The sequence below is a fragment of the uncultured Thiodictyon sp. genome, from assembly GCF_903946935.1.
Lineage (GTDB): Bacteria > Pseudomonadota > Gammaproteobacteria > Chromatiales > Chromatiaceae > Thiodictyon.
Window position 1 is genome coordinate 1 of sequence record NZ_CAJAXH010000146.1, and the last position, 15,714, is coordinate 15,714.

14 protein-coding genes are annotated in these 15,714 nt (G+C 60.3%); 5 read left to right on the plus strand and 9 right to left on the minus strand.

What is annotated here, in order from left to right; all coding sequences use genetic code 11:
• Positions 1-869 precede the first annotated feature (869 nt).
• Together QZX93_RS13035 and gyrB are read left to right on the plus strand one after the other, a co-directional pair.
• Positions 870-1,067 carry a hypothetical protein gene (locus tag QZX93_RS13035; RefSeq protein WP_295392981.1) on the plus strand — a complete coding sequence of 66 codons (198 nt, stop codon included), beginning with the start codon at positions 870-872 and terminating at the stop codon, positions 1,065-1,067.
• Positions 1,068-1,674: 607 nt separating this feature from the next.
• Complete coding sequence (gyrB, locus tag QZX93_RS13040) at positions 1,675-4,086, plus strand: DNA topoisomerase (ATP-hydrolyzing) subunit B (RefSeq protein ID WP_295392982.1); 2,412 nt, start codon at positions 1,675-1,677, stop codon at positions 4,084-4,086.
• A 288-nt stretch (positions 4,087-4,374) separates the two neighbouring features.
• On the opposite strand, the gene QZX93_RS13045 is transcribed toward gyrB, so the two are convergent.
• Positions 4,375-6,105 carry a phosphate ABC transporter substrate-binding/OmpA family protein gene (locus QZX93_RS13045; protein WP_295392983.1) on the minus strand — a complete coding sequence of 577 codons (1,731 nt, stop codon included), beginning with the start codon at positions 6,103-6,105 and terminating at the stop codon, positions 4,375-4,377.
• Positions 6,106-6,513: 408 nt separating this feature from the next.
• On the opposite strand from QZX93_RS13045, the gene QZX93_RS13050 reads away from it, so the two are divergent.
• Positions 6,514-8,016: a glycosyltransferase family 39 protein gene (locus QZX93_RS13050; RefSeq protein WP_295392984.1), complete on the plus strand. Its 1,503-nt coding sequence runs from the start codon at positions 6,514-6,516 to the stop codon at positions 8,014-8,016.
• 196 nt (positions 8,017-8,212) lie between these two features.
• On the opposite strand, the gene draG is transcribed toward QZX93_RS13050, so the two are convergent.
• From draG to nifB, 7 genes are all read right to left on the minus strand, one after another.
• Positions 8,213-9,148 (minus strand): ADP-ribosyl-[dinitrogen reductase] hydrolase, encoded by a 936-nt coding sequence (gene draG / locus QZX93_RS13055; RefSeq protein WP_295392985.1) that lies wholly within the window; start codon positions 9,146-9,148, stop codon positions 8,213-8,215.
• 24 nt (positions 9,149-9,172) lie between these two features.
• Entirely contained in the window at positions 9,173-9,523 is a 351-nt protein-coding gene (locus QZX93_RS13060; protein WP_295392986.1) for a 2Fe-2S iron-sulfur cluster binding domain-containing protein, read from the minus strand.
• Positions 9,524-9,568: 45 nt separating this feature from the next.
• Positions 9,569-9,853, minus strand: a complete 285-nt coding sequence (locus QZX93_RS13065) for a 2Fe-2S iron-sulfur cluster binding domain-containing protein (protein WP_295392987.1) — start codon at positions 9,851-9,853, stop codon at positions 9,569-9,571.
• A gap of 238 nt (positions 9,854-10,091) precedes the next feature.
• Positions 10,092-11,378, minus strand: a complete 1,287-nt coding sequence (locus QZX93_RS13070; RefSeq protein ID WP_295392994.1) for an FprA family A-type flavoprotein — start codon at positions 11,376-11,378, stop codon at positions 10,092-10,094.
• A 23-nt stretch (positions 11,379-11,401) separates the two neighbouring features.
• On the minus strand, positions 11,402-11,896 hold the full coding sequence (locus QZX93_RS13075) for an ArsC/Spx/MgsR family protein (RefSeq protein WP_295392988.1): 495 nt from the start codon (positions 11,894-11,896) through the stop codon (positions 11,402-11,404).
• A gap of 3 nt (positions 11,897-11,899) precedes the next feature.
• A complete protein-coding gene (locus QZX93_RS13080; RefSeq protein ID WP_295392989.1) occupies positions 11,900-12,178 on the minus strand; it encodes a ferredoxin in 279 nt (92 codons plus the stop codon).
• 243 nt (positions 12,179-12,421) lie between these two features.
• A complete protein-coding gene (gene nifB / locus QZX93_RS13085; RefSeq protein ID WP_295392990.1) occupies positions 12,422-13,927 on the minus strand; it encodes a nitrogenase cofactor biosynthesis protein NifB in 1,506 nt (501 codons plus the stop codon).
• A 378-nt stretch (positions 13,928-14,305) separates the two neighbouring features.
• On the opposite strand from nifB, the gene QZX93_RS13090 reads away from it, so the two are divergent.
• Both QZX93_RS13090 and QZX93_RS13095 read left to right on the plus strand, forming a co-directional pair.
• The gene (locus QZX93_RS13090; protein WP_295392991.1) at positions 14,306-14,545 is read left to right on the plus strand and encodes a type II toxin-antitoxin system HicB family antitoxin; all 240 of its coding nucleotides are present in this window, start codon (positions 14,306-14,308) and stop codon (positions 14,543-14,545) included.
• A complete protein-coding gene (locus QZX93_RS13095) occupies positions 14,526-14,714 on the plus strand; it encodes a type II toxin-antitoxin system HicA family toxin (RefSeq protein ID WP_295392992.1) in 189 nt (62 codons plus the stop codon). Before QZX93_RS13090 ends, QZX93_RS13095 begins: the two co-directional genes overlap by 20 nt.
• Positions 14,715-15,132: 418 nt before the next feature.
• Here the strand turns inward: QZX93_RS13095 and QZX93_RS13100 are convergent.
• Positions 15,133-15,714: trypsin-like peptidase domain-containing protein (locus tag QZX93_RS13100; protein ID WP_295392993.1), on the minus strand; the 582-nt coding region annotated here is incomplete at its 5' end.

The following is a 15,714-nucleotide window of genomic DNA, read 5'->3' on the forward strand; positions in this document are numbered from 1 at the left end:
GCACTCATCGATATCTGCCTCGCAACCTGATGTGTGTGCGGCAGTATACTGATTCGCAGATGACAGTTTACGAAAAACTATTTTTCAGGCATTCCCAACTATCTGTTGAATCGCGCAATAATCGGTCGGCGGGAATCGCTGGGCGATAAGCAGCCGCAACTCCAGCGAGCCGCCGCTCTGGGAGGGGCTGAACAAATCCAAGCCGAAGTCGTTGCGCACCCGGGGCGAGAAGCCGACGGAAGGCCAAGACTTCCCCACCGGTTATGCCCTCAAGCGCGTTGCGCAGCCGGATCTGATTGAAACGCATGCCCCGGCCAGCCATTGCGATGCCGGTCATGGCCCCTTGGATGCGGCGCTAGTGGTCGAAGGCCGCCAGGTGTTCGATTGGCCGGCGCTGCGTTGCGCTGCGAGGTCACCGGGCATCATTGGCGAGGCCATCACGCGTGCCCTTGTCGCCCGCCGACGGAACCGACACGCGCGTGGCTTGCAAGCCCCACTGGATCCATGCCCTGGTGACCCTGCTACTGACCTGGCTCGGCGCGCGCCCCAGGTGCGGTAAGCGGGCCTGCGACGTTTTCGGGCTACGGATCGCGTTCGGGGGGGGGCGTGTTCCACGAGGGCTGGAAGCCCTATCGGGATCTCTCCTGTAGGGATGGTTCGAGCAAGGTCCAGCAACTGCGCGAACTGACGGACGTCCGTGAGCAGATGGGTGGGGCCTAGGCCAAGTGTCAGTTCGATCTGGTGCTCGCGGCCTGTCATGAGGTCATGGCGGTCCGCCTAACGCTCCCCGCCGGGGAGGTGGCCAACCCCGCGCGTGGCCGCCGTCGGGCGAGCGGAGCGGGTCCAGGCAGAGCAAGGGGCTCAAGCTTATGCACCGTTTGCGCCTCTACGCCGACGATGTCTGGCGCTACATGACCGATCCTGAGGTCCCCGTGAGGGTCAGTCTCGGTGAACAGGTGGAGCGCATGCCCAAGGTGAAGCAAATGGTCTCCGGGGCCTTCGGTGGCCTGTGCGGCCGCGACACCTTCTGGACCATTCGCTCCCATCTGGCGACCATGCACAAGTAGGCGGCGATTCTTTTCCTCGCGCCTGGTTGAGTTTTCAGAGTAGTAGCCAGCCCGCCTCAGCGGCGCTTCGCGTAGTGGGAGGCTGAGGGGCTGGGCCGGGATACCTGGGTGGTTCGCGGCGTGGAGGGCAGCCTAGCTGTTGGGTCGGAGGCTCTCGGGGTTCCACGTGGAACATTCGAAGCGGCTGTGTTCGATCAAGCCATCCTACAAGCATCGGCGTGCGGTGGGTGCGGGCGTCCACTCCGGAGGCCCCCCCTGTCGAACCTGCCCCGCCAGGCGTTCCTCACGACAAGCCCTGCCCGCATCCCAGCTCCCAGCCACGCCAGCATGCCGCGCGCGTAGCTGTCGATTACGCCTGCCAGAACGCTCGTGGCAGTGATGCGTGGTTGGCGTACAATTGACACCTAACGCGGCTAGCGTACCGAGTAACTGAGCCTGTAACGCTAGTCTGCCATCCTTAAGGCGCCACCATCTGTCCGAGTCGCACTGCCGATCCGGTCAAGCCGCAATCAGCGGCCACAACCCGACGCCCTATATTAGTCGAGATCTACTCGCAACCCTTGGCTCATGGTTCTAGACTCACTTACCCTCACGACAAGGCCAAAAAATGACTTACGACTCCACAAATATCAAGGTCTTGCGCGGTCTCGATGCCGTCCGTAAACGTCCTGGCATGTATATCGGAGATACTGACGACGGGACCGGGCTCCACCACATGGTATTTGAAGTCGTTGACAACTCAATTGACGAAGCCCTTGCGGGGTATTGCTCGGACATCAAAGTTATCCTATATCGTGACGGCTCCGTCGGGGTAAGCGATAACGGTCGGGGTATTCCAGTTGATATTCATGCGGAGGAAAATCGCTCGGCTGCCGAAGTGATCTTGACCGTGCTCCATGCCGGGGGGAAATTCGACGATAACTCTTATAAGGTTTCTGGAGGACTGCATGGCGTAGGTGTCTCCGTCGTTAATGCCTTATCTGAGCGCTTGATCCTAGGGATTGCTCGCGGAGGGAAACAGTACGAACAGGAATATCGCATGGGAGTCCCGCTATACCCACTGCGAGAAATTGGGGAAGCCGCCACCACCGGGACTGAGGTCCGCTTTTATCCATCACCTGAGATTTTCTCTAACCTTGATTTTCACTATGATATCCTCGTAAAGCGGCTCCGTGAGCTATCGTTTTTGAATTCCGGGGTCCGTATCCAGCTGACAGAGGAAGCTACCGGTCGGCAAGACCTCTTTAACTATATCGGTGGTATACGCGCGTTTGTAGACTACTTGAACCGAAACAAGACCCCACTCCATCCGAGCGTGATCTATTTCTCAACCGAACGCAGTGGTGTTGCCTTGGAGTTAGCGCTCCAATGGAATGAAGGATTCCAGGAAACGATATACTGTTTTACCAATAATATTCCACAGCGCGATGGCGGTACGCATCTCGCTGGATTCCGTGCGGGTCTTACCAGAACCTTGAACGGCTATATCGAGCGCGTGGGGTTGGACCGGACGCAAAAGATAAAGGCGATCGGTGATGACGCACGAGAGGGCCTGACCGCGGTAGTGTCGGTTAAATTGCACGATCCAAAATTCTCATCCCAGACTAAAGAAAAACTCGTTTCATCCGAAGTCAAGGCAGCCGTCGAGTCCTTGGTCGTTGAGCAGGTCAATGCCTTCTTGGAGGAACAACCAAACGAGGCGAAGATCATCGCGGGAAAAATGCTTGAAGCAGCCCGCGCAAGAGAAGCCGCGCGCAAGGCAAGAGAAATGACCCGCCGAAAGGGCGTCCTTGATATCGCTGGGCTACCAGGAAAGCTTGCCGATTGCCAAGAAAAGGACCCTTCGAAATCAGAGCTTTACCTCGTGGAGGGAGACTCTGCCGGTGGTTCCGCAAAGCAAGGAAGAGACCGCAGCTTTCAGGCCATACTTCCGCTGAAGGGTAAAATCCTCAACGTCGAAAAGGCCAGATTCGACAAGATGCTGTCTTCGGCGGAAGTTGGAACCCTTATTACCGCGCTTGGGTGTGGCATCGGTCGCGATGAATACAACCCCGAAAACCTGCGTTACCATCGCATCATCATAATGACCGATGCCGACGTCGACGGCGCCCATATTCGGACGCTCTTGCTGACTTTCTTTTACCGTCAGATGCCGGAACTGGTCGACCGGGGACATATTTTTATCGCTCAGCCACCGCTATATAAGCTAAAGAAAGGAAAGCAAGAAGACTATCTGCTGGATGACATGGCACTCAATGCCGCCATGCTGCAGTCGGCATTGGACAATGCGACTATCTGCGTGTCCGCCGATGCTCCGCCGTTGGCGGCCACGGTACTAGAGTCTCTTGCAAGGGATTACCAGGTTTTTGATGCGATATTGGGTCGCCTCTCCTCTCGCTACGACTCGGCCTTTCTACACGAATTAGCGCAAGCGCCTAAAATGTCTGCTGCGATTCTCCTGAATCCCGCGGCCCTAAGTGAGTGGTGTGGAGCGCTTCAACAGCGTCTCAACGAGGCGCCAGGCAAGCATGCTTCATTGCGCTTTACCTTGACCTGTGCCCAGGACGACAGCGACAACGCCAGCTTTCTCAAGTTGACGCGATTCGTCTATGGCATACCGGAAACCAAACAGATCCCGCTTGATTTCTTTAATACGGTCGACTATTACCGTATTGCAGAGTTTGGGGAGAAAGTGGCCGGGCTCCTTGAGGACGGCGCTCATCTTACGCGCGGAGAGCGACGCAAGGAGATTGTCGATCTCGGAGAGGGCGTGCGGTGGCTGCTTGCCGAAGCGCAGCGCGGCTACAGTATGCAACGATATAAGGGCCTCGGAGAAATGAATCCGGAGCAACTCTGGGAGACCACGATGAATCCAGAAACCCGGCGCCTACTTAAGGTAACCGTCGAAGATGCAGTTGCCGCAGATCAAATTTTTACCACACTGATGGGCGATAATGTGGAGCCACGAAGGGACTTTATTGAGCGTCACGCGCTTGACGTCGAGCACCTCGACGTCTAAGACTGAATGTTCCACTGGGTCGGGATTCGTAGGCGCATTCCCGCCTGTAAGCGAGTAGGCAGGAGCTGATGTCCGGGTCCTCGCGCTTCCAGCATCCGCGGCATCAGGGCGATGCGCACCGCGCTTCGTGTGCGGCGGGGCAGGCCATTGCGCATGGCCCGTCGGGGCTCGGAAGTTGCCGTAGTCGTGTCCCAAGTCGATGCGACCCCCGCGCATCAGTGCAACGTGCGCGGTACTCCTTGACTCATCAGCGACTCTCCGAGGAAGCCGGGACTGTGGCCCAGTGGGCTAATTCACCCAGACCTCGACCCGTCGGTTTTTTTCCCGGCCATCGGGCGTGTCATTGGAGGCGACTGGGGCCTCGTCGCACAGGCCGGCCACGCGCGCGACCCGCAGTCCCTCGACAGTGAGCTCATGACCGACTATCTCCGCGCGCTCTTGGGAGAGTCGGCAGTTCTCCTCATGGCGCCCGGCGGTATCGGTGAAGCCGATGAGGATCAGAGACCGGTCCTGAAATTTGCCACCGGCAATCAGGCCGGCCACCCGCCCGATATCCCGGCCGGCGCGGGTATCGAGCTCCGCGGTGCCGGGCCGGAAGCGGAAGCGGGTCGCGATCTCCGCGGTGGCCTGGGCGGTGAGTTTCCGCCACTTGGCCGACTTGGCGCGCGGGTCTTCGCCGCGCTCCGTGTCCGTGGCCGCTGCGGGCTCGGGCAGCGCGACGGTGATCAGGCCGGTGTTGCTGACCACCGACTGCCCTGCGTCCGCCAAGGCGAATTCAATGAACTTGAGGACGCTCGCATTGGCAGGCGCCTGCGCTGTGTAGAGAAAGAGCCGCCGGGATAGCAGATAGTCCTCGGTCCGAATCGTGTTAAGGCTGGGTCGGCGCGCGTCTACCCCGGTGTCCGCCAGGGCGATGACCTTGTTGGTCCCCACGTAGTTGAGCCCGATGAAGCCGATCCCCTGGGGGTCGCTGCCGACTGAGGCGGCTAGCCTGCCGCTGTCCTCGAAGCGCTGGGCGGTGCCAATCAGGGTCTTGCCCCGACTCATCAGGACCGCCTCGTTGAAAAAGTCCCAGGTGCCTGACTTGTGGTCGCGGGCATACACAGTAATGGCCCCCGGGTGGCCGCCGACCTGGGACCAGTCGGTGACGGTCCCGCTGAAGATGTCGGCGAGTTGGGCGAGTGTGAGTGTCTTCAACGGATTGGCCGGGTGGACGATGACTGCGATCCCGTCGAGCGCCAGTACGTGCTCACTGGCGTTGGCACTGAGATCGCCCAGGGTTGGCAGCAAGGCTTGGCGTTCATCGGCCTTGATGGGGCGTGACGCCATGCCGATATCGGCGCTGCCAGCGCGCAGGTCCGCGAAGGCGGTCTTGGAGCCGTGGGCCGCGATTTCGATCTGTCGCTTGGCGCCGCCGCGTTCACCGACGATAAACTCCTCATCGTCCTTGGCCCCAGGTTCCCGGTGGACCTGGGTATAGCCCTCCTCTTTCATGAAGGCCTCGGCCAGGGCCGGCAGCAGCTTGCCGCCGATGGTATTGGAGCCGTGGAAGCGCAGAAGGGTTGCGGCGGCTGCCGCGGCCGGGGGCGTCGCTGGCGCCTTGCAGGTCCGAGTGGCGGGGTCCAGCCGCTCGGGTGCCTTACAGTCCGGCGCCTGCGCGAGCGCCGACGCCCGGGGCGCCTGGCAGGTGTTGGTGCGCGCGTCGAGTGTCTCAGGCGGGGTACATGCCCGGGCCTGCGCTGTGCTACAGGCCCTGTTGAATGGGTTCCAGCGGCCCGGCGTGTCGCACTCGCTGCTCCGGGGCAGCGACATAAAGGTGGCGACCCCGAGCAGCAGGAGCATCAGGACGCCGGTACCGACGAAGAGGCTTTGCCCCAGGTCCTGGCCCCCTTCCCGCGGCGCGAGTTTGCCGCCGCACTCAGGACAGACCGTCGGGCGGCCGTGTGGCACCCGGATCACCGCGTCGCTGTCGGCCTTGCCGCACTGGCCGCGGTTCGCGCATAGGTACTTGGTAGCCATCGTTGTGGTTCTCCTGGCGTGCCCGGTCTGAGCATGAAGTGCGGCGTGGATTCGGTGCCCGGGGTGTCGAAGAAGGCCAAGGGCCAAGGCGAGCGCCCTCCCGGCGGTGGGGCGGCCCCCAACACACGCAGAAATTTGTCCGTTAGGGTAGCCGGTTTCGATGACTGTACGGTTACGGATGACACGCGTCGAACGGCAAGCGTGCCAACGCTGGACCCCGGCGCGCGGGCGTTCATTGCTGCTATCGCTCATGCGCCGCCAGATCGCGGCGCGTTCAGTTATTATAGTTTGATGTCGATTCGGGTGCCTTGGCCCTGATTCAATATAAAGGCGACTTTGCTGCCCGATACCGCAATGCTAGACCTCAGCGCGGATCATCTGGCCACACGCTGAAGGAGTTTGATAATCGTGCGATTGTTTTTCTGCTTCTCACCGATTCGCATCCTGCTACTACCGTTGATGGTTTTTTGCGGGCTTGCCGTCTTTTATCCGGAAGTCGCGATCCTACCGTTTCAGGGTGAAATCCAGAATTCTCGTAACCCTGAAGCGATATTGCAATTTACTCGCCTACTGTTTGGCATTAGCGCAGTGGCGTCTGGCTTTATTTTCTGTCTCTGGCGTTGGCTTCGCGAGTCTGCATTCTCGACTATCAAAGGGATTGCGGGCATCTCTAGCCATAGCTTTTGGATCCTAGTGATTCTATTAGCGGCCCTTCCCAGGTTGGTGGTTTTTTTTGAACTGCCTTACCAGCCAATTGCGGACGCATGGTGGTACCATTCTACCGCATTAAACCTAGCAACGGGCTATGGCTATTCAATTGGCGGTCAAGTAACGGCGTATCGTCCGCCGGGATACCCTTTTCTTTTATCTTTAACATATCGCCTGCTGGGACCAAATTTCGCTTGGGCCTGGTTATTGGGGGCCGTATCCACCGTAATAGTCATTCTGACCACATATTATATCGCACGACGCCAGTATGGCGCAGTGGTTGCAAGACTCGCAACGATTGCGATTGCCGTCTATCCCGCGCTGGTCTTGCAAACCGGGCAGGCGATGAGTGACCTGCCTTTCTTGGCCGGACTGCTTCTGCTCATATTGTTTATCCTCTCATATTTCCCACCTCGTCTCATGCATGTGGTCATCATTGGTGTGGCGCTCGGCGCGCTGACTCTGACGCGCGGAGTGGCAATTGGTCTGGTTGGCGTTATTCCCGTAATTTGGTTTATCCAGGGCCTGCCGGCAAGGAAGCTTGTCATCGCCTCGGTGATGCTTGGGCTGGCCTTCATGATTAGCGTAACGCCTTGGATGGCGAGAAATTATTCAATTTTTGGGCGATATGTCATAGCAACGAATACGGGAATAAATGCGTACATTGGCAATAATCATCGCGCGTCGGGGGGGTATGGCTTCGGTGCCCTGCGATTGGCGAAAGGCAAATATCCAAATGAATCGGAATTAGATCGGGCGTTACTCAACAAGGCTGTTGACTTCGTTTCCGCTCATCCGATTGATGCGGCAAAACTGCTTCCCCGCAAACTTGTCCACTTATATCTATCGGAGACAAGCGCCGTGACTTCTCTTTTTCAGGGAAAAAAATTATACTCACCATCAAAAAAATGTGCCCTATATGTTCTTACGCAGTCGAGCTACTCAGTCTTATTGATTCTATTCTGTTTCCGCGCTTTCACCCTATCTGCTCCAGCAAATCACCTGCAGGGTATTCAATGGTTGGGGTGGGTGTTGGTCTTCTATTTCAGCTTTCTAACCCTTGTCTTTTTCGGCACGGATCGCTTTCGGTTGCCAATTTTGCCTTGGATGCTGATTGAAAGCAGCGTGTTCATATTTCGAGCGGTAGAGCGAAGATCCGGCTTGGCGGGGAGGGATAAAGCTGGTGCAGCGGAACGGATTTAGGCCTGGTTGGCGTTATCTATTAGTTGCCGTGCCATTTGTCCTGTAACCGACAGCGCGGCCAGCTTTAAACTAGCATCTCAGCAGTGAACGTGCGTCTGCGAACCATTCCGAAAAACCCACTCCATGGCGTTGAACGCATGGGGGAATGATGGCGTGGACCTGCTTCTCCGACAGATTGGACGCAGCGAATCCGAAATCATTCGCCCCGACACTGCGGTGACAACGCAATCAGTGCGCCCGCCTGCGCGGTGCAGGCGTCGGCCATCTTCTGGTCGAGGGCCGCGATCCAGCGCTTGGGTATTTCCTCCGGGCCATAGAGCGCGCCCGCGATCATGCCCAGGATGGCGCCGGTGGTGTCGGCATCGCCGCCGCGATTCACCACGTCGATGAGCGCACCCTCGAAACAGTCGGTGGCGAATAGCGATTGGAAGACGGCCTTGAGCGTTTCCACCAGGAATCCGCCCGGGTTCTCCATGCGCCGCCGGTCATAGCGGTATTTGGGCTCATGCTCGACCAGGGCCTCGGCCAATGCCTTGAGGTCGCTGCGCGTGCCGCCGGTGAGGGCCGACTGCACCATCCGGATGACGGTGAAGGTGCCGGCGTCCCCCAGTGCGTTGTGGTGGGTGGTGTGGGATTGAATACGGTTGGCCGTGGCGACCGCCTCGGCGTCTGCACCCAGGGTGAAGAGCGCAATCGGCAGCGAGCGCATACAGGCGCCATTGCCGGCGTCATTCTCGCTTTCCGGCACTTGGGTCTCGCCGGTTTGGCGGTAATGGGCGATACCGCGTCGCACGGTGTTGCCGATGTCTACCGGCTTGCTCTTCATCCAGGAGCTGAAGGCGACGGCGATGGGTTCCGCCGCCACGGCGCGAGCGCCCAGGATGGCCTTGCCCAGGGCCAGGCTCATTTCGGTATCGTCGGTCACCTGGCCCTTGCGCAGTTTGAGCCAGCCGCCGCCGATCAGTTCCCGATGCACCCCGTATTGCTCCTGGATCTCCCGGGGGATCAGGAATTCAACGGTCGCACCCAGGGCATCGCCGACGGCGAGCCCCAGGTAGGCGCCCGCCGCCCGTGCCTGCAGTCGGCCGACGGGTGGCAGGGTCGATTCAGCGGTCAGGTCCAAGAGCAGCATGGACGCTTAATCGCTGCCCGGTGCTCAGTACTGCACCAGGATGTCTTCATCGCGCACGATCATCTGGCAGGCCAGGCGCCACTCGGTGGGGATGTCATCCACCGCCATCTGGTCGATCTGCTCGGGGGTGATCTTACCCAATTGACGCAGCACGATTTTCTCCTTCTCGGTCAGCAGGCCGCCCATACGCTGGTTCTTGTCGTCCACGCTGGTGACGCGCACGACGCAGTTGCCGCACTCGCCGTCCTGGCAGTCGTGATGAACGGGAACCTTGTTCTCCTTGGCAAGTTTGAGCACGGTCTCGGTGTGGCTTCCGGCCACGGCGTAAACGGTCTTGTCCTTGTATTCGGGGCTGGAAAAGGTAACGAGTGCCATAGATTGACTCCGGCAGCTAGGTTGTATCGATGAGTGTGGTGGGGCTCAGGCCGGCTTGACGGTGCAGTCGCCCAGGACCTGCGCCTGACAGGCGAGCCGGTCATGACGGTTGGCCATATTCTCGCGCAGCACCTTCTCCTCGAGTACCGAGGGCTCGGTGAGATTGTTCCAGCCGGTGACTACATGGGTCATGCAGGTACCGCAGTCGCCCTCGCGACAGCCGTAGATGATGCCGGCCCCGACCTTTTCGGAGATCTCGATGAGCCGGGTGCCGGCCGGAACATTGACCGTCTGGTTGATGTCTTCAAAAGTGACTTTCGCTTTTGCCATAGTGGCAGACTCCTGGGTTGGTGGACAGTGGTTGGTGGAGAGTGGGTAGGGGATAGTGGTCAATGGTCAGATGAAGTGAAGCCCGTAGGAACCGCTCCGCGGACCCACGAGCGCGCGGCTATCACGGTGGCGGGGATGATGACTCAGGCCCAGCGAAACATTGGGCACCGGACCACAGTGCTGGCTGGGAGATCGCTCGCCCCGTCATCCTTCGCTAATCACTCGCCACTCACTCCCCCTATCCAAGTTCCGAGAAATCGATCACCCGACCCTGTTCGCCGCCCACCAGGGCGGCGGCGAGCTTGCGGCCGAAGTCGCAACACTCGACGAGTTCGTCGTCTGTCGGGATCAGTTTGAGCCGCAGCCCTGGCACCGGGACGCGCATCTTCAGCCCCCGCATCCGGTCCTCAATCATGCGTACCGCCTCCCCACTCCAGCCATAAGAGCCGAAGGCGGCACCGAGCTTGCCTTTCAGATTGACGACGGCCAATGAGGAGAGCAGGTCCCAGACTGGCTTCACCGCATCGCCATTGATCGTAGGCGAGCCGAATGCCAATGCATCCGCCTCCTCAATGAGGTCGACAAAGGGGCCGGTCTCGCCGCCCTCCAGGTCATAGAGCGACACCCGTATGCCCGCCGTCTCCTCGGCCCCGGCGCGAATGGCGTCCGCCATGCGGGCGGTGCTGCCGTAGGCGCTCATATAGAAAACGACCAGCGAACGGTCCTCGTTGCCGATGCGCTCGGTGAGGCTGGAAGTGGATAGCTCGCGATAATGAGTGACATAGCGGCGCGGGCGGTCGCGCAGGATGGGGCCATGGGTCGGCGCGACGATGGTGAGCCGCAGCGGCTCGATGAGCTTGAGTGCCTCCACCACATGGGCCTTGAATGGCCTCATGATGTGGCCATAATAATAATCGAATGAAAACCGAAAGTCTCCGACCCGGTCGTTGAAGAGCCGGTTGTCACAATAATGGCAGCCGAAGATGTCCCCGGAGAACAGTATCCCGTCTTCCACCAGATAGGTACACTGGGTATCGGGCCAGTGCAGGAAGGGGGTATGCAGGAAGCGCAGGGTGCGGTTACCGAGCGACACCTCATCGTTGGTGCCGACCGTCTCGTATTCGAATGAGCGGTCCGCCTCCTTGGGCTTGAGCAGCGCCTTGAGCATAGAGGTGGCGCGGGTCGAGATATAAAGACGCGCCTGGGGCGCACGGCGCATCAGTTCCGGGAGTGCTCCGCTATGATCGGGCTCCAGGTGATTCAGCACAATGACGCGGATCTCGGAATAGTCCGCGACCGACTCCAGGCGCCGGAAGAAGTCCTCGGCAAACTCCAGCTTGACCGTGTCCACCACCGCGACCCCGGACTCACCGCGCACCAGGAATGAGTTATAGGTGGTCCCGTTGGCGGTACGCAGGATGATGTCGAAGGTGCGTAGCGCCGGGTCCAGGGCGCCGATCCAATGCACTCCGGGGGCGATCTCCACGGCGCCCGCGGGGCCGGTCCGGCTCGTCACCTCGACCATGCCGGATGTGGCAGTCGCGGCGCTCACCCGTGTTCGCCCAACGGGTCGGCGGCGGCAGCCAATAAAGTCGTCGAATGCACCTCCGGACACACGGGGTCGACGCCGCCCCGGGAGCAGGATTGCAGGTCCTCGCCATCCTCCAGTTCGACCCCGAGGGCACTGAGCACCGGCCCCGGCTCGAAGCCGCAGTCACACAGGCCAGCGGTCTCGATCAGCGGCCGACGGATCAGCAGAGGATCGGCGACCATCAGAGCGAGGGCCTCCGACTCGGACAGTGCGGCGGGCTCGACCTCACCCGCGCGGATGCGCGGCGCCGAGGGGTTGAACCATTCGGCCACCGGCCGGGCGCCAAAGAAGGGCCGCAGACGCTCCGCGGTCCAAAGTTCGGCCAGCAGGTTGCGGACCTCCAGACAATGCCCGACCGCCACCAGGCGGGCCTTCTGGCGGGCATTCGAGAGACAGCCGGGCTTCTCGTAGAAGACCAGTTCGCCGGGTATCGGTAAGTTGAAGGTGGCCATGGGTTAGCGCGCCTGGATCTCGGCCATGGCCGCCGCCAGGCGGGCCGGGGGGATGCCGGTCAGCGACCCGGGCGGGTTGAGCGGTACCCCCAGCGAATCGAGAATCACGCCCTCGACCGGGCAGATACCCGCACACTGCGGCTCCGCATGGTCGCCTACGCACTCGGTACACTTGGCCGCGTCGATCAGGAAATGCGGCTTGGCGGCAACAATGGCCTGGCTTGGGCACAGTGGCTCACAGGCCCAGCAGTTCACACAGCCTTCAACAATCTGGTATGCCATCGGTCAGTCTCCTTGCCGGCGCGGCCGGGTGGTCGGGTTCATTATGAGGACTCGGCAGGAGGATTGTCCGCAAATGAACGCAAATGAACGCAAATGAAGACAAGAAATTCCTGACATGGCGGCATCCTGACCGCTCACTCGGCGGGCACGAGCGGTCGCCCGCCATCCATTCTCAATATTTGCGTTCATTTGCGTTCATTTGCGGACTGTTCATCTTCCAAGGATCAATCCACGCTCATCGCTTCAGGCGCACATCCGCGCGGCGGCCGGTGCCGGTTGCTCCAGGCGCCCGGCGGCGGCCAGTTCGTGGTAGAGCGCGGCGACCGCCTCCTCGATCGGCTCCAGCGCGTGCTCACCGTTGGGCGTGATGCCCGCCGCCTCCAGTTGGCCCCAGGGCTCATAGCCGATCTTGGAACACAGGACCGCCTCGCAACCGGACAGGGTGCGAATGGTCTTGGCGAGCGCCGTTTCTGCCTCTCCGCAGGTATCCCCGCCGGCACAATACAGATCCACCTTGCGCACGCCGATGAAACGTACATCGGTGGCGTTGGCCTCGTAGATCAGGAACTCGCGGGCGTGGCCGAAGTGCTGATTGATCACCCCGCCGCCGGTGGTCGCCACCGCCATCAGGACCGGGCGCGTTTCCTTCTTGGCCCGCTTGATGGAGGCGATCGAGATGAAGGTCTCGCCGCTCTTCTTGCGCTGGGCCTCCCGGTTGGCCTCGATGGTGGCATGGACCTCGCGCCGGTGCTCCATGGCCTGGGCGTAATCGATCTCCATGGTCTCGATCTTGTCCAGCGTGAATTCGTGCCCCCGATCCTCACCCAACATCCCCACCGCGTCCGCCCGGCATTGGCGGCAGTGGCGCATCATATTCATATCCCCGGCGCAGGCGTCCTGCAGGGTCTGAAGTTCCTCATGGGTGGGTCCGCGCTGGCCCATCACACCATAGAAGGTGCCGTGCTCGGGCTCGGCAATCAGCGGCATCACATTGTGCAGGAAGGCCCCCTTGGCCTTGACCACGCGGCTGACTTCTTTCAGGTGCTCGTCGTTCACACCGGGGATCAGGACCGAATTGACCTTGACCAGCACGCCGCGCGCCACCAGCATCTCCAGACCCTTCTGCTGCTGCTCGATCAGGATCGCCACGCCCTTGCGGCCCTTGACCCGGCGGCCCTTCCAGAAGATCCAGGGATAGATTTTGACCCCTACGTCCGGGTCCACACAGTTGATGGTGATGGTCACATGGTCGATGTTGTGCGCGCACAGTTCATCCACCACGTCCGGGAGTGCCAGCCCATTGGTGGAGACGCACAGCTTGATGTCCGGGGCCTTTTCCGACAACTGGCGGAAGGTGTCCAGGGTGCGCCCGGGGTTGGCCAATGGATCGCCGGGGCCGGCAATGCCGAGCACCGTCATCTGGGGAATATTGGCGGCCACCGCGATGACCTTCTTCACCGCCTGATTGGGGGTGAGGACCTCGGAGACGACGCCCGGGCGAGACTCATTGGCACAGTCGTATTTGCGGTTGCAATAATGACATTGGATATTGCAGGCGGGGGCCACCGCCACATGCATGCGTGCATAGTGGTGATGGGCCTCCTCCGAATAACAGGGATGGTTGTGGACCTTGGCGCGGATATGCTCCGGCAGGTGCGCAAGCGCATCGCTGCTGCCGCCGCAACCGCTTGATGCACAACCGCCCGCAGCGGCGGCACCCGTGCCGGGTTCGATCACCTTCAACTCCATCACATACCTCCAGGAAGTCGCGGGCGCCCGGCCCGGGGGGTTCAAATTGACTCTGGAGACGGTAAAGCAAAGGCCGTGCCGGACTTCGCGTCGCGGAGAAACTGGTTTATTTTTAGGAGGTTCGCGGGCGGTGGAGGGCGGCCTTGTCGGCAAGCCGACAGGTGCGGGGCGGCGGCGTTGTGGGGATGGGGACAGGCGGACCCATGGGAGCGCCGACATTCTGTCGGCCCGTCGCCGTCAGGCGGCTCGCGGTTCTCAGCCGGGGGCATTGTTGCGCACGGCGGACCCCCGGTGCAACTTGACGCGACTACCAGTGGGGCGAATACTGGACCGGCGGAATAACCTTCCACCGCCTTGTCCTGACCAGAGCTAACCAACATGCTGCAAACCTACACAGCACGATATACCTGCTTCCACGGCGGCTACATGGGTCAGTTAATCGACTGGCCCGAGGTCATCACTGAAGGCGCTAACCTCGAAGAGTGCCGGGCAATGCTCCGCGATGCGTTGCACGAGATGGTCCAGGCATACCAAGACCTTGGCCGGGAAATCCCGGTCGGCAACGCCTTACTTGAGCAGCTGCCAGTGGAGTTGGACCTTGTCGGTAAAACGGCGTGATTTGGTAGGCTACTTTGAAGCCAATGGCTTGCGTTTGCTCCGGGAAGGCGCCAACCATGCGATCTATACAGACGGCAAGAAAGTGATTCCGATCAAGCGGCATAAACAATTCGATCATATCACCGCAAACGAGCTCTGCAAACAGGCGGGGTTGGCTCCGAAGTATTGATTGCGCAGGGCACCGGGTCATGCAATGGCTCGGGATCAGGTCTTTCAATCCAGCGCTGTTTCGGTGTGAGCAAGCGCGGCCTCGTCGCTCACACCACCTCCAGGTTTCACATTGGTCGTCCGCAGCCGGATCGGGTGCAGCCTAAACAAAAACAAAGTGGTGCTAGACTCCGGCTTACCAAATCTTACCTGGAGTAGCTCGTGGAAACCATTCGGCTCTCTACGAAGGGGCAGCTTGTCATACCGGGCTATCTGCGGGCGCGTCACCACTGGGACGCGGGGACAGAACTCATCATGAAGACCGCGGTGACGCCCTGGTGCTGCGCGCAGCCAAACCGTTTGAGCCCACCTCGGTCGAGGATGGCCTGGGATGCACAGGCTACGCGGGTCCGGTGAAGAGCCTGGAGGAGATGGAAGATTCATAGGGTGCGGACTAGCTCGGCAATTGCCTCGGCCTTCCAGACAATTCCAAGATCTGACTCAGCGTTGATGCGGCCGCTGTAGACGCCGATAAATTTCTGCACTGGGCCGGTAAATATTGCGGAGCTTCCGTCCCTCATGGCAAGAGCGCCGCCTGACCTATACGCCAATACGGGGGATCCGGATTGCCCTTGCCGGCTCCTGCAATCAATGAGCACAACGGGCAATTCATTAAAATTCACGTCAGGCTCCGAGGCAAGGAACCCTGTTGCCCAAACGCCAAATGCACCACCAGCAGTGATGCCGAACGGAAACCCGACTACACTCACCGCATCTGCAGGACCAACTTGTATATCTGGGCCAGGATTGTGGGGATCGTAAGGATAGATGCCCACATCGGTAAGCTGTGTTAGGGGAAGCGCCACGAAGTCGGCCTTGGAGCCTAGCAGCCTGTCGGACTTAGCCACCGTCACCACCGCCTGAGGCCGTTGGATGGCTTTTTTTGGCAAAAAAAGAGGCGATTTTCGGCTAAAAACGCAGTTTTCCTCGGTTATCCCCTTACTGCGGACGTAATACGGCCA